Consider the following 14,764-nt stretch of genomic DNA (forward strand, 5'->3'; position numbering starts at 1 on the left):
TCGCTTCCGTTCAATCATCCGGCCCCGTATGTCCCGATCAGGCAGGGACTGCGGGGCCGGATAGCGTGCTCCCTATGCTCGCCGAGCCTTCCGCATCACTACGCTCCGTACGCGGCCTCCGGCTGCCGCGCCCGCGTACGGAGCGGGCCTCGGCGCCCCCCGCGCCGTACTGGCCGCGCCTGCTCCCCCTCCTCGCCGCGCTGGCCTGCGTCACCCGGATTCCCTCCTTCCGGTGGCCGCTGTGGAGCCCGGACGAGGGCTATCTCGCCGTCCAGGCAAGGATGTTGGCGGACGGCGGCGAGCTCTACGAAACGGTCGTCGACCGCAAGCCGCCGCTGGTCCCCTGGCTGTACGAGGGGACGTTCGCGCTCTTCGGCGATGAGACGCTGCTCCCGCTGAAGGTCCTCGCGGTGGCGGCCCAGCTCCTGACCGCCGTCCTCCTCGTCTCCATCGCCCGGCGCCGCTGGGGCGACGGCGCGGGCCGCACGGCAGGCGTGCTCTACCTCCTCATCTCGGTCGGCCTGAACCCCGAGGACGCCCAGGCGGCCACCTTCGAGGTCTTCATGCTGCCGTGCACGGCGGCCGCCATATGGTGCGCGGACCGGCGCCGCTGGGGTGCGGCGGGTACCGCGGTGGCCTGCGCCTTCCTGGTCAAGCAGACCGGGGGAGCGGTCCTTGTGCCGGTGGCGTGGCTGCTGTGGCAGGCGGGCGCGGTCCGAAAGGACGTACTGCGCCTGGGAGTCGGTCTGGGCGCTCCGGTCCTCGCGGTGGCTGCGGTCACGACCCCGGCGGGTTTCCTGTTCTGGACGGTGACGGGATCGGGCGCGTACGCCTCCTTCACCGGGTCCGAACTCCACGTACTCTTGCGGGGTTTGACGAACGCGGCGATCCTCGCGGCGGCCTGCGCGGGGATCATTCCGCCGGTCGCGCGGATCCTGCGCATCGCCCGCACCGGCTCGGCGGAGCTGTGGCTCTGGCTCGCCTCATCTGCGGGCGCGGTCCTCGTCGGCTTCCACTTTTTCGGGCACTACTACCTCCAACTCACTCCTCCCCTGGCCCTGTTGGGCACGGCGGCGCTCCAGATCCTGCCCCGGGAGCGCACCCTGGCGGCGGTGTCGGTCTCGGCCGGGGCGTGCGCGCTCTTCCTGGCCTGGGGGATGCTGGCGCCGCGCCCCGAGCTCGCGCACGCGCAGCGGATCGCGGACGAGATCCAGGCGCGCACGGCGCCGGGGGAGCGCGTGCTGGTGTGGGGCATACACCCCGAGACGTACTGGCTGGCCGACCGCGCCCCCGCGAGCCGCTACCTCACGGCGGGCCTCCTGACCAACTACAGCGGCGGCCGCAACGGCCCTCAGGTGGGCGAGAAGTACGCGGTGGACGGCGCCTGGCCGGTCTTCCGCGGCGAGCTTGCGGCCGGTCCGCCCGCGCTGATCGTGGACGACTCGCGGGGCAAGCCGTACGGCCCCGACCGGGTGCCGTCGCTGCGGCGGATCCTCGCGGTGAGCTACCGGCCGGTGCTGCGGGTCGAGGGAGCGGTGGTGTACGCGCGGGTGGACCGGGTGCGGTGAGCGGGCGACGGGGGCGGCCTAGTCGGGGCGCCGCCAGGTGCGCGTGACGTCCGCGAGCGCTTCGACCACCTCCCGCGAGCGGTCGCGGTCCTCGCGGATCCGGGCGTCGAACTCGACGTGCAGGAACGGCACATCGCGCGCCGCCGCCGTCCGCCCCTGCACATTGGAGCGGCCCGCGAGCGGGCAGGACCTGGCCCAGGCCCGGCAGACGTCGTAACCCCGCTCCCGCAGCGCGTCCGCGAGGTCGCGGCCCTCGGCGACGGCCTCCCTGCCCCGGCCCGTGGAGGCGACGACATCGTGCTTCGGCGCGGAGGCGTCGTCCATCCCGTGCAGCTGCACACCGGGGAGCCCGCGGCGCACGAGTTCGGCGCAGATCGCGTGAAAGACGCTGTCCCTGCGGTGCGCCACATCCGCCTCGTCACCGCGCCCGGCTTTGCGATGTGCTCCCGCGACGACAAGGACGCCGCCGGGGGCGCGGCTCAGGAGCTGCGCGCCGAGCCGTTCCGTGTACCGGTCGGCGACGGGGTGGGGGACCTGGGCCGACCAGCGGACGGGGGAGTCCAGGTCGATGTAGACGCGGCCCCAGCCGCGCGGCGCCGCGCCGCCTTCGGAGCGGTCGGCGACCTCGGCGAACCGGCGGCCGCCGGCCGGGTCGGTGACCGTGCGCACCGCGAAGTCCACGTCGGCCAGGCGGCGTTCGGCCTCCGTGCGCCGGTGGTCCAGGAGCAGCGCGATGCCCGCGGCCATCGTGCGCCGGTCCTCGCGGGTGGGGTGGCGGTATCCGCTGTCCTCGTCGAAGCCGGAGGTGTAGTCGGTGATCAGCCGCTCCAGGTTGCCGCCGGGGCGGCCGTCCGGGCTCGGGGCGGAAGGGCTGCGGTCCGACCGTGAGGGCTTGTGGTCGCTGTCCGAGGGGGTCGAGTCGCACTGTACGAGGCTGAGGGCGACGGCCGTCACGGCGGCGAAGACCCCGAGCTTCTTCGCGATCGTGATCAGTCGGGTACGGGAGTGCTTCATGGTTGTATAAAGATATCCCTGTGATGACACGTCCCTTCCGCAGGTATTTCGTGACCTGTGTGGCCTCCGCGTCCCTGCTCGCCTGCACCGCCACGGCCTGCGGCCCCTTCGGCGACGATGACAAGCCCGCCGCCGACGGCGGCCCCTCGTTCACCGTCGCCGCGGCGGGCGACATCCTGATCCACCCGCAACTGACCGAGCAGGCGCGCAAGGACGCCAAGGCCTCGGGCAAGGGCGAGAAGGGCATCGACTTCCGGCCGATGATGGCCGGGATCAAACCCGTCATCAGCAAGGCCGACCTTGGCATCTGCCACTTCGAGCCGGTGGTGGGCAAACCGGGCGGCCCCTTCCAGAGCTACCCCGACTTCCTCGTGCCGCCGCAGATCGCCACGGCGGTCAAGGACGTCGGCTACGACCAGTGCTCGACCGCGTCCAACCACACCCTCGACCACGGCCCCGCCGGAGTCACCCGCACCCTGGACACGCTCGACAAGGCGGGCCTGAGGCACACCGGTTCGGCGCGCGGCGCGGCGGAAGGGGACAAACCGCTCATCACCGAGGTGAAGGGCGTCAAGGTCGCGCAGATAGCCTTCGCCTTCGGCTTCAACGGCCGCGAGGTCCCCAAGGACAAGCCGTGGATCGTGAACCAGAACAAGTTCGACGCGATCGCGGCGGCCGAGAAGAAGGCGCGCGCCGCGGGCGCCGACGTCGTGATCCTCAGCATCCACTGGGGGCGTGAGAACCAGCCCAACGCCAGCTCCTCGCAGCTCAGACTCGCCCGCAGGATCGCGCGCGAGACCGGCATCAACCTCGTCATCGGCCACCACGCGCACGTCGTCCAGCCGATGGAGAAGGTCGACGGCACCTGGATCGCGTACGGACTCGGCAACCAGATCGCCCGGCACGACGTGCCGAGCGGACTGACCGAGGAGGGTGCCATCGGCTGGTTCGAGTTCGTCCAGCGCGGCGGGAAGTGGGACGTCGACGCCAAGTACGTGCCGACGTTCGTGGACATCCCGCCGGACCCGGACGAGGCGGGGGCCCTGCCCAAGGACGCGGTCCAGGACCACCGGCTGCTGGACGTGGCCGCCACGCTGCGCGACGGCGACGGCCTCAGCGAGGAGCAGCGCTCCCGCTACCGTCTCGCCTTCGAGCGCACCCAGGGCACGCTCCTGAACCGGGGCGCGAGCAAGGACGGCCTGGAGCCCCTGGAAGCGCTGCCCGGCTCCTGACGACTGCCGTTTTCCCTGTGTACACCCGCCATTCACCGTCCCGGGCCCGCCTGCGTCGGCGGGCGGATGAGTCGTGCGTCTTCTGACGTAACGGGTGTCGGGCGATCAGCGCGAGCTAGCTCACATTTCCCATAACTCGTACATCCTCTCGGTTGGCTCGGAAGTCCAAGCTCTCCGGAACGCATCACTCTGTGCTCGTGCGTCCCGCCGTCGCCACACGTCCCCGCGTCACTCCAGGAGAGGAGCACCCCTTGGCCGCTTCGCGTTCGAAGCGGCGGCACAAGGTCCGCCGAAGAACCGACATGTCCCTGCTGGGTGGCATACGTCCCCCCATCGCCGTGCTGTCGGTCCTGCTCCTCGCCCTCGCGGGCATCACCGCCCTGACCCTCGGCCGTGCCGGCCAGGAAGCCGTACCCCAAGCGATCAAGTCGTCCCAGCAGCACTTCGCCGAGGACGGCGCCATCGCGCTGCGCGCCTCCATCGACGAGTCCGTCACCGACCTGACCCGGACCGCCGGACTGTTCAGCGCCGGCGAGCCGGTCCCCGCCGACGCCGTCCTGGACAAGATCGGCAGCGTCTACCAGAAGTGGATGGGCACCGCGGTCGTCGAGATCTCCTCGGGCAAGCTCCTCGCCGCCCGCGGCGAGAACCTGCCGCTGACCGCCATCGACCGCGGCGCGCTCGCGGACGAGGACGGTCTCGCCCCGCGCATGGTGCGCCTGGAGAACGGCGAGACCCGCCTGCTCTCCTTCGCCCTGCTCACCTGGAAGGGGCAGCCGCAGCAGCTCCTCGTCGCCTCCGGCAGCCTGCGCTTCCCCGGCATCAGCCTCGGCAAGTTCCGCTCCATCGCCGTCGTCGGCCAGGACGGCAAGGTCCTGAGCACCGACGGCATCCCCGAGCCCGAGCAGGTCCTCACCGATCTGCAGCGCGACGAGGTCAAGCAGTCCAACAAACAGCTCAGGTCCTTCGCCACGACCGCCGCCAAGAAGGCCCGGGCACACCCGATCAAGTCCAAGGAGCCCGGCTCGGGCGGCTTCCTCGGGGTCAGCGGCCACCTCACCGGCGAGCGCTACCTCGGTGAGCGCGCCGTCGCCGGTTACGCGAGCCTGGCCGGACCCGAGGCGGGCAAGGCCACCGTGGCCACCCGGCTCGGTCTCGCCGTCGTCGCGATGGTCCCGGTCGCCGAGGACCCGACGGCCACCAGCAGCTCGGCCTTCGGCCTCTTCGCCGCGGCCGCCCTGCTGCTCATCGGCGGCGTCACCGTCTACCTTCTCCTTCGGACCGTGCAGCGCCCGCTGATCCAACTGTTCCTGGAGGGCCGCAGGCTGACCCGCGGCGACCTCGAACGACCGGTCTCCGTGCCGCGCCGCGGCGAGGCGGCCCGCATCGGCGCCGCCCTCGAACGGCTGCGCCGCCAACTGCTCGGCGCGCCCGCCGATACGCAGCGCGAGCCCGCCCGCCGCCGCAGGTTCGGCAGCCGCACCCTGCTCGCGGTCTGCGCGGTGCTCCTGCTCGCGTGGTCCGCGCCGCTCATGCTGCTGCTCAACCGCGCGGGCGACACCGTCGTCGTGCCCCAGCAGCTGGTCAACGACCAGCGCGAACGCACCGACACCCTCACCGACCGGGTCCGCCGCGCCCTCAACGAAGGCCACGCCGACCTCACGTCGGTCGCCTCCCTCATGGGCGACCGCACCGAGGCGTCGGACATGACCACGGTCCTCGAGAGCACCCTGAACCAGCACGCCCGCTACCAGTCGCTGTACGTGCTCGACGCGCGGGGCAAGGTCCTGGCCGAGGCGGGCGGCGACCCGCGCAGCCCGTCCGGCGAGGGACCCTCCGACGAGGCCATCCGGGTCGTCGACGAGGGCGGCAAGGAGCCGGTCATCTTCGGCACGGCCGAGGTACCGGGCCGCGAAGGGGCCGCCGTGGTCGGCGAGTTCCGCATCGAGTTCCTCAACTCGCTGCTCAAGCGCCCCGGCCTCGGTGCGGTCCGTGTGGTCGACGAGAAGCGCCGGGTGATCGGCGCCAACACCGGCTACCGCGAGTTCGAGGGCCTGCCCAACGGGCGGCTCAAGGCGCTCGCGGAGGGCACCGGGCAGAAAGTGGGCCTCAGCCCCCGCCCCAGCGGCGTCCTCTACCGCGGCGGCGGCGACGGGATCGAGATCGCGGCCGCGGCGCCCTTCGCCGGCGGCGGCGCCGCGGGGTCGCTGCGCTGGACCGTGCTCAGCTGGCAGCCCGCGTCGAGCCTCGCCATCCCCGAGTACAGCCTGCAGAACCGCACCGTCCTCGCGGGTCTGCTCGGCATCACCGCCGCGGCGGCCTGTCTCGGCTGGCTGCACATCGTCGTCGTACGGCCGCTGCGGCACCTCGCCGACCAGGCCGAGGCACTCGCCGACGGCGACCGTCGCACGGTCCTCTACCCGCGCCACCACGACGAGGTCGGTGCCGTCACCCGCAGCCTGGAACTCCTGCGGCAGCAGCTGCCGACGGGCACCCAGCGCAAGCGGGACGGCGTCACGGCCGACCTCGCCGGAAGGAACTGAACCCCGTGCTCTTCCTCTACACCGTGCTCGTGGTGTGCGGCGCCATCCTGTTGGTGGCCGGAGTCGTCGAACAGCGGCGGCACTTCACCAACCTGGAGCACATCCCCTCGCGGGTCCTCGTCAACGGCATCCGCGGCAAGTCCTCCATCACCCGCCTCTGCGCGGGCGCCCTGCGGGGCGGCGGGCTCACCACGGTCGCCAAGACCACCGGTACCGCGGCCCGGTTCATCCACCCGGACGCCACCGAGGAGCCCGTCTACCGCAAGTTCGGCATCGCCAACGTCGTCGAGCAGATCGGCATCGTGCGGCGGGCCGCCGCGTACAACCCGGACGCCCTGGTCATCGAGTGCATGGCGGTCATGCCGGCGCTCCAGGAGATCAACCAGTCCAAGCTGATCCGCTCCACGATCGGCGTGCTCTGCAACGTCCGTGAGGACCACCTCGCCGAGATGGGCCCGACCCTCGACGACGTGGCGCGCTCCCTCTCGCGCTCCATGCCGGAGGGCGGCATCTGCGTCACCGCCGAGCAGGACCGCTTCGACATCCTCAAGGAAGAGGCGGACGCGCGGAACTGCGAGCTGATCTACGCCGACCCCGAGACGGTGAGCGACGAGGAGCTGCGCGGCTTCAGCTGGTTCACCTTCAAGGAGAACGTGGCGATCGCGCTGAAGGTCGCCGAGCTGCTCGGCGTCGGCCGCGAGGTCGCCCTCCAGGGCATGTACGACGCCCCGCCGGACCCCGGTGTCCTCTCGGTCGAGCGGTACGCGACCGAGGACGGCAAGAAGGTGCGCTTCGCCAACGTCTTCGCGGCCAACGACCCCGAGTCGACGCTGATGAACATCAACCAGCTGCTCGACCTCGGCGCCATCCACCGACCGCTGCACGTCGTCATCAACTGCCGTCCCGACCGCGTCGAGCGCAACGGCCAGATGGGCGAGATCATCCCCGACCTCCAGCCGGAGAAGGTCTTCGTCATCGGCCACCCCGCCAAGTCCGCGATCGACGCGATCCCCGCCGAGTGGCGCGGGCGCGCCGTGGACCTCGGCGGCGACCGGCGCGACCCCGAGGAGTTCATGCACCAGATCCTCGGGCAGCTCGGCCCCGACTCCTCGCTGGTGGCGATCGGCAACATCCACGGCCAGGGCGAGCTGCTCCTGGAGCGCCTCGCGGAACTGCCGCCGGACGAGAGCGAGGAGCAGGCCCCCGAGGAGCCCGCCCCGTTCTACGAGCCGCACGTCGACCCCTATCAGCACTACCCGGAGGCGTACGAGTCGCGGTACTCCACGGCCCAGCTCCAGCAGGTGCAGATCCCGCAGGCTCAGATCCCGCAGGTGCACGTCCCCGTACAGCGCACCCCGGACCAGCAGTACGAGACCTACGCACCGCACGAGCAGTACGCGCCCCCCCAGGCATACCCGCCCCAGGAACCACAGCCCCAGCCACCCGCGCCCCGCGGCATGTTCGAGCCGAGGATCGCGCCCGTACCGCCCGCCCAAGACGACGACCAGCAGTGGTACAGCCCAGGAGAGCCCCGTTGATTCCCTCCGTCCTCACCCCCGAGATCGCCGCGGTCGGTATCGCGCTCGGGCTGCTGTTCTCCCTGGTCTGTTATCTGACGACCAACCTCTCGCCCGGCGGCATGATCACCCCGGGCTGGCTCGCCCTGACCCTCGTCGAGGACCTGCAGCGCGCGGCCATGGTGCTCGGCGTGACCGTGCTGACCTACGTCGGCACCCTGCTGATGCAGAAGTTCGTGATCCTGTACGGCAAGCGCCTCTTCGCCGCGGTCGTCCTGCTCGGCGTCACCCTCCAGGCGACCGTGATGATCGTGCTGTCCATCGAGTTCCCGCTCATGTACGCGAACCAGACCCTCGGCTTCATCGTCCCCGGCCTGATCGCCTACCAGCTGGTGCGCCAGCCCAAGGGCCCCACCCTGCTCGCCACCGGCTCGGTGACGCTCATGGCCTATGTCGTCCTCACGGCCGGGATTCTCCTCGGCTTCATGCCGTCCGCCTGATTCCCAGGAGTCATTCATGCCGCCCAAGAAGAAGCGTCCCGTCCTGCACGCGGCGACCGTGCTCGCCCTCCTCGCGGGCAGCGCGTACCTGACCGTGGAACTGCGCAAGGACGAAGAGGCCAAGGCCCCCAAGGTGCAGGCCGTCACCGACACCCCCGGCGGCCTGCAGAACAGCAACGGTCAGCCGGGGAGCGGGAAGCAGAAGTGGGAGCGCCTGAAGAACCCCGACCGCTCCGTCCTGCGCACCGAGAGCGGCAAGGTCGTCGCGACCTTCACGGACGGCGCCCGCAGCGCGACGCTGACAGGACCGAGCCGTACGTTCACCGAGCCCGCGAACACCAAGTCCCGCGTCGTGACGAACGACTGGGTACGGCTCATGCCCGAGACGTGGCGCGAGGGCGCCGAGAAGGAGAAGTGGTTCAAGGACTGGTACAAGGAGTTCTCCGGCAGCGAAGAGGACGACATCTTCGCGATGGCGTTCCAGTACGTGGAGGGGGCGCCGGTCAAGAAGGACGATGAGGGCATCTCCTACGCGGGCGACGCCAACTTCGGGCCGCTCAACCCGGACGGCAGCGCGGAGAACGACCTGCGTCTGGAGGAGTCGGACTTCTTCGACTACCTCGGCATCCCGTACACGTTCCGCAACGGCACCACCATCCAGCCGGAGACGAAGCGGGCCCGCTCCATGGACTGCTCCGGGTTCATCCGCACGGTCTTCGGCTACCGCGCCCGCTACCCCCTGATGGCCAACGACCAGGCCGGTGACGGCCTGCCCCGCACCGCCAACGGAATGGCACGCGGCAAGGCCGGCACGGACGTCATCAGGCTCAAGGGCGTCGGCGCGGCGGACCGCCCCAAGTCCATCGACGTCGTCCAACCCGGTGACCTGGTCTTCTTCAAGCTGGATGCCCGCACCAAGCAGCGCCTGGACCACGTGGGGATCTTCCTCGGCCACGACGCCGACGGGCACAAGCTCTTCATCTCCAGCCGCGAAGAGGTCAACGGTCCGACGATCGGGGACAAGGGCGGCACATCACGCCTCGACGGCAACGGCTACTACGCCTCCACCCTGCGCAGCGCGAAGCGGCTCTAGGGCGGACCCAGAAGCAGACCTAGGGGCGAACCGTACGGGGGCCCGCACACCGGGCCCCCGACTCGCCCACCCTGCGCCGCAGTTCACGGTCGGCCGTGACGACCAGGCAGGGGCGGCCCGCGGCCTGCGCGGCCAGCTCCGCGATGAGGTCGTCGCCGCTGCCGGGCGCGCTCTCGACGCGTACGCCGGGCACCGATTCCACGCCGCGCGCCGCGCCCTCGACGACGAGGACGATCTCCAGCGGTCCCGGGTGTTCCGGCAGGCCCTGATCCGCGTACGCGACCAGAGAGTTCCGCAGTCGCTCCGCGGCTCCGCGGCGATCGCGCCACCAGCCGTCGGGGACGGACCCGACGACGTTCGCGGCGTCCACGACGACCAGAGTTCTCATCCGGCAAACGTAAACTAACCAGTGAACGTTGTGCGTATGTGGACGTGGAAAGGTGCCACCGAGTCATGTCGTCGAGGTCGAGAACCGTGAGCACCGGTGCCCTGCAGAGCGCCCGCTGGCTGCTGCGCGGCCGGGACGGCCGGCTCACCGCGTACACCCGGACCGAAGGCGGACTGCTGCGCTGGACGGAGAGCGCGCCCGGCGGCCCCGACTGGTCGGGGCCGGAGTTCTTCGAGGCGCCCGACCTGACCTGCCTCACCCTGGCGCAGGGAGCCGACGGGTACGTGCACTTCCTGGGCCGCAGGGAGGTGCGCGACGGCGAGGGAAAGGCCGCCGTCGACATCGTGCACTCGATCCAGTACCAGTCGGGCAGGCCCCTCATGGACTGGCGCTCGCTCGGCAACCCGCACACCAAGCTCGTCGAGCGCGCCCCGCACCTGGGCGACCCGACCGCCGCGGTGGACGCGGCGGGCACGGTCCACGTCTTCGTACGGGACGCCGTGAACAGCGTGCGGCTGCGGCGCGAGGGCAAGGGCGGCAAGTGGGAGGGGTGGAAGGACCTCAAGGTCCGCGAGGTCCTTGACGGCATCACGGCGCTCGCCACCTCCACCGGCCGCGTCGAGGTCTTCGGCCCGGCCGAGAACAAGACGCTGCACTGGACGCAGGAGAAGCAGGGCGCCGAGCTGACGCGCTCCGACGACATCGCGCTGCCCCCGGCCGTCGGTTCCGGCACGGCCCTGGAGACGGGCACGGACCGCCTCACGTACTACGCCGCCGACGCCCGCGGCAAGGGAGTCGTCGCCCACCGCGGCGACGGCGAGGACCTGCGGCGCCTCGGCGGAACCCCGGCCACGGGCCCCATGGCGGCCCTGCGCGCGACGATAGAGGGCCACGACTGCACGGTCCTCGCCCACCGGGGGCAGGACGGGCGCCCGGTGATAGCGGCGTACCCGACGGAGGACGAGACGGCGGGCGTCTGGTGGGCCGGGACGGGAGAACCCTGCCTGGGCTCCCCGGCGTTGGCCCTCGACGCGCGGGGCCGCGTGGTCATGGCGACGATCGGCCTCGACGGCACGCTGCGGATCGCGCGCCAGAAGGCGGAGTCGGGGCTCGCGCTGGAGGCGTGGACGCGGGTGTAGGCGGGAGACGCGGGCGCGGGCGGGAAGCGCGCGACAACGGGCGATGCCCGGCAGGCCTCTCGGCCCGCCGGGCATCGCCCGTATGCGGAGGTGTTACGCGGGAACGCTGGCCACGCCCGGCGCCAGGAACCGCTTGCCGTTGACGCGCTCGCTGACACCGGCACGGTCCAGGTACGGCGTGACGCCGCCCAGGTGGAAGGGCCAGCCGGCGCCCGTGATCAGGCACAGGTCGATGTCCTGCGCCTCGGCGACGACGCCCTCGTCGAGCATCAGGCCGATCTCCTGCGCCACGGCGTCGAGCACGCGGTCGCGGGTCTGCTCCTCGGTCAGGACGGTGTCGCCCTGCTTGAGGAGGGCGGCGACCTCGGGGTCCAGCTCCGGCTTGCCGGAGTCGTAGACGTAGAAGCCGCGCTTGCCGGCCTTGACGACCGCCGCGAGGTTCGGGGAGACCGTGAAGCGCTCCGGGAAGGCACGGTTGAGCGTCTCGGAGACGTGCAGACCGATGGCCGGACCGACCAGCTCCAGGAGCACCAGCGGCGACATCGGCAGACCGAGCGGCTCGACGGCCTTCTCGGCGACGGCGACCGGGGTGCCCTCGTCGATGACGTTCTGGATCTCGCCCATGAAGCGGGTGAGGATGCGGTTCACGACGAACGCCGGGGCGTCCTTCACCAGGACCGCGGTCTTCTTCAGCTTCTTGGCGACACCGAAGGCCGTGGCCAGCGAGGCGTCGTCCGTCTGCTCGCCGCGCACGATCTCCAGGAGCGGCAGGATCGCGACCGGGTTGAAGAAGTGGAAGCCGACGACCCGCTCGGGGTGCTTCAGCTTCGACGCCATCTCGGAGACCGAGAGCGAGGAGGTGTTGGTGGCGAGGATCGCGTGCGCCGGAGCGACCGCCTCGACCTCCGCGAACACCTGCTGCTTGACGCCGATCTCCTCGAAGACGGCCTCGATGATGAAGTCGGCGTCGGAGAAGCCCTCGGCCTTGTCCAGGACACCGGAGACCAGGCCCTTGAGACGGTTGGCCTTGTCCTGGTTGACGCGGCCCTTGAGGAGAAGCTTGTCGATCTCCTCGTGGACGTAACCCACACCCTTGTCCACGCGGGCCTGGTCGATGTCGGTCAGGACGACCGGCACCTCGAGGCGGCGCAGGAAGAGCAGCGCGAGCTGCGAGGCCATCAGACCGGCGCCGACGACGCCGACCTTGGTGACCGGGCGCGCCAGGTTCTTGTCCGGGGCACCCGCCGGGCGCTTGGCGCGCTTCTGCACGAGGTTGAACGCGTAGATGCCGCTGCGCAGTTCGCCGCCCATGATGAGGTCGGCGAGCGCCTTGTCCTCGGCGTCGAAGCCCTTCTGGAGGTCGCCGTCCTTGGCGGCCTCGATGATCTCCAGGGCGCGGTAGGCGGCCGGGGCCGCACCGTGCACCTTGGAGTCCGCGATGCCCCGGCCGCGCGCCACAGCGGCGTCCCAGGCCTCGCCGCGGTCGATCTCGGGGCGGTCCACCGTGAGCGAGCCGTTGAGGACGGAGGCCGTCCAGATCAGCGACTGCTCCAGGAAGTCCGCACCCTCGAAGAGCGCGTCGGCGATGCCGAGCTCGAAGACCTGCTTGCCCTTGAGCTGGCGGTTCTGGTTCAGCGAGTTCTCGATGATGACCGAGACGGCCTTGTCGGCGCCGATCAGGTTCGGCAGCAGCGCGCAGCCGCCCCAGCCCGGTACGAGACCGAGGAAGACCTCGGGCAGCGAGAAGGCCGGAAGGGCCTTGGAGACGGTGCGGTACGAGCAGTGCAGACCGACCTCGACACCGCCGCCCATCGCGGCGCCGTTGTAGTAGGCGAAGGTCGGCACGGCGAGGCCGGAGAGCCGCTTGAAGACTTCATGGCCGCCCTTGCCGATGGCGAGCGCGTCTTCATGCCGCTTCAGGATCTCGACGCCCTTGAGGTCGGCGCCGACGGCGAAGATGAACGGCTTGCCGGTGACACCGACACCGACGATCGTGCCCTCGGCCGCCTCCTTCTCGACCTGGTCGATCGCGGCGTTCAGGTTCGCGAGCGAGCCGGGGCCGAAGGTGGTCGGCTTGGTGTGGTCGAAGCCGTTGTCGAGCGTGATGAGCGCGAAGCGCCCGGCGCCCGCGGGCAGGTCGAGGTGGCGTACGTGCGCCTGCGTGACGACCTCGTCCGGGAACAGCTCGGCCGCGCCCTTCAGAAGCTCCGTGGTGGAGCTGGTGGAGCTGCTCACTTGTCGCCTCCGGCGTCCTTGTGGTTCGGGTTCTCCCAGATGACGGTGGCGCCCATGCCGAAGCCGACGCACATCGTCGTCAGGCCGTAGCGGACGCCCGGCTGCTCCTCGAACTGCCGCGCCAGCTGCGTCATCAGACGCACGCCGGAGGAGGCGAGGGGGTGGCCGTACGCGATGGCGCCGCCGTACTGGTTCACGCGGGTGTCGTCGTCCGCGATGCCGTAGTGCTCCAGGAAGGCGAGCACCTGCACGGCGAAGGCCTCATTGATCTCGAAGAGACCGATGTCGGAGATGGACAGGCCCGCCTGGGCGAGCGCCTTCTCCGTGGCGGGGATGGGCCCGTAGCCCATGACTTCGGGCTCGACACCGGCGAAGGAGTACGAGACGAGCCGCATCTTGACGGGCAGGTTGTGCTCGCGTGCGAAGTCCTCGGAGGCGATGATCGACGCCGTGGCGCCGTCGTTGAGGCCCGCGGCGTTGCCGGCGGTGACGCGGCCGTGCGTACGGAACGGTGTCTTGAGGCCGGCGAGGCTCTCCAGGGTGGTGCCGGGGCGCATCGGCTCGTCGGCGGTCGCCAGACCCCAACCGGTCTCGCCCGCTTCCTCGTTGGTCCGTCGTACGGAGACGGGCACGAGGTCCTGCTGGATCTTGCCGTTGGCGTAGGCCTTGGCGGCCTTCTCCTGCGAGCGCACGGCGTACTCGTCGGCACGCTGCTTGGTGATCGTGGGGTACCGGTCGTGCAGGTTCTCGGCGGTCATGCCCATGAAGAGGGCCGACTCGTCGACGAGCTTCTCGCTCACGAACCGCGGGTTCGGGTCGACGCCCTCGCCCATGGGGTGGCGGCCCATGTGCTCGACGCCACCGGCGATGACGGCGTCGTACGCACCGAACGCGATGGAGCCGGCGGTCGCCGTCACGGCGGTCAGCGCGCCCGCACACATGCGGTCGATGGAGTAACCGGGCACGGACTGCGGAAGCCCGGCCAGGATCCCGGCGGTGCGGCCCAGCGTCAGACCCTGGTCGCCGATCTGGGTGGTCGCGGCGATGGCGACCTCGTCGATCTTGGCGGGGTCGAGGGCCGGGTTGCGGCGCAGCAGCTCCCGGATGGCCTTCACGATGAGGTCATCCGCACGGGTCTCGTGGTAGATGCCCTTCGGGCCCGCCTTGCCGAACGGGGTGCGGACGCCATCAACGAAGACGACGTCCCTGACGGTACGAGGCACGATGGCTCTCCTCCAGGGTGCGGGTGCGCCTGGCGGCGCGCTTCCGGGTTCCATGCTACTTGTCGGTAACTATGCGGCCAAGGGTTGCTGGGCGCTGCCGCGGGGAGGCGAAGGTCACACTTGCCCTGCGGGCGGGCTTTCACCGGGGCGGTGGGTCGAACTCCGCGGCGGACGGACCGGGGGGCGCCCTGTCCCCGCCGCTCGGCGCCGGATGTCTCCCCACCGATCACCCGGCGCCTGCCTGGTGCTGCCCCCTGCGGGCCGGTGGCGCCCCGTTCTCGCCGCTTGGCGCCGGATGTCTCCCCACCGATC

11 protein-coding genes are annotated in these 14,764 nt (G+C 71.1%); 7 read left to right on the top strand and 4 right to left on the bottom strand.

Annotation, left to right across the window (positions count from 1 at the left end; genetic code table 11):
- Positions 1-74 precede the first annotated feature (74 nt).
- On the top strand, positions 75-1,568 hold the full coding sequence (locus ACZ6ZP_RS07310; RefSeq protein WP_469405904.1) for an ArnT family glycosyltransferase: 1,494 nt from the start codon (positions 75-77) through the stop codon (positions 1,566-1,568).
- Positions 1,569-1,586: 18 nt separating this feature from the next.
- Here ACZ6ZP_RS07310 and ACZ6ZP_RS07315 read toward each other — a convergent pair whose 3' ends face one another.
- Positions 1,587-2,582 (bottom strand): hypothetical protein, encoded by a 996-nt coding sequence (locus ACZ6ZP_RS07315; protein WP_469405905.1) that lies wholly within the window; start codon positions 2,580-2,582, stop codon positions 1,587-1,589.
- 23 nt (positions 2,583-2,605) lie between these two features.
- Between ACZ6ZP_RS07315 and ACZ6ZP_RS07320 the strand changes: the two genes are divergently transcribed.
- From ACZ6ZP_RS07320 to ACZ6ZP_RS07340, 5 genes are all read left to right on the top strand, one after another.
- The gene (locus ACZ6ZP_RS07320) at positions 2,606-3,814 is read left to right on the top strand and encodes a CapA family protein (protein ID WP_468612392.1); all 1,209 of its coding nucleotides are present in this window, start codon (positions 2,606-2,608) and stop codon (positions 3,812-3,814) included.
- A 302-nt stretch (positions 3,815-4,116) separates the two neighbouring features.
- Positions 4,117-6,357, top strand: a complete 2,241-nt coding sequence (locus ACZ6ZP_RS07325; RefSeq protein ID WP_361468001.1) for a cache domain-containing protein — start codon at positions 4,117-4,119, stop codon at positions 6,355-6,357.
- 5 nt (positions 6,358-6,362) lie between these two features.
- Positions 6,363-7,895 carry a poly-gamma-glutamate synthase PgsB gene (gene pgsB / locus ACZ6ZP_RS07330; protein ID WP_366462150.1) on the top strand — a complete coding sequence of 511 codons (1,533 nt, stop codon included), beginning with the start codon at positions 6,363-6,365 and terminating at the stop codon, positions 7,893-7,895.
- Complete coding sequence (locus ACZ6ZP_RS07335; protein WP_249587145.1) at positions 7,892-8,374, top strand: poly-gamma-glutamate biosynthesis protein PgsC/CapC; 483 nt, start codon at positions 7,892-7,894, stop codon at positions 8,372-8,374. Before pgsB ends, ACZ6ZP_RS07335 begins: the two co-directional genes overlap by 4 nt.
- A gap of 16 nt (positions 8,375-8,390) precedes the next feature.
- Positions 8,391-9,467 (top strand): C40 family peptidase, encoded by a 1,077-nt coding sequence (locus tag ACZ6ZP_RS07340; protein ID WP_351158287.1) that lies wholly within the window; start codon positions 8,391-8,393, stop codon positions 9,465-9,467.
- 19 nt (positions 9,468-9,486) lie between these two features.
- On the opposite strand, the gene ACZ6ZP_RS07345 is transcribed toward ACZ6ZP_RS07340, so the two are convergent.
- Complete coding sequence (locus ACZ6ZP_RS07345) at positions 9,487-9,855, bottom strand: PIN domain-containing protein (RefSeq protein ID WP_361467995.1); 369 nt, start codon at positions 9,853-9,855, stop codon at positions 9,487-9,489.
- An 86-nt stretch (positions 9,856-9,941) separates the two neighbouring features.
- Here ACZ6ZP_RS07345 and ACZ6ZP_RS07350 point away from each other — a divergent pair, with 86 nt between their 5' ends.
- Entirely contained in the window at positions 9,942-10,994 is a 1,053-nt protein-coding gene (locus tag ACZ6ZP_RS07350) for a PLL family lectin (protein ID WP_351158293.1), read from the top strand.
- Positions 10,995-11,087: 93 nt separating this feature from the next.
- Here the strand turns inward: ACZ6ZP_RS07350 and ACZ6ZP_RS07355 are convergent, their stop codons facing one another.
- Complete coding sequence (locus tag ACZ6ZP_RS07355; RefSeq protein ID WP_361467990.1) at positions 11,088-13,229, bottom strand: 3-hydroxyacyl-CoA dehydrogenase NAD-binding domain-containing protein; 2,142 nt, start codon at positions 13,227-13,229, stop codon at positions 11,088-11,090.
- Positions 13,226-14,452: a thiolase family protein gene (locus ACZ6ZP_RS07360; RefSeq protein WP_383823681.1), complete on the bottom strand. Its 1,227-nt coding sequence runs from the start codon at positions 14,450-14,452 to the stop codon at positions 13,226-13,228. The genes ACZ6ZP_RS07355 and ACZ6ZP_RS07360 overlap by 4 nt, the downstream gene beginning before the upstream one ends.
- Positions 14,453-14,764: the final 312 nt, after the last annotated feature.

This window comes from Streptomyces sp. NPDC054047 (assembly GCF_055585065.1).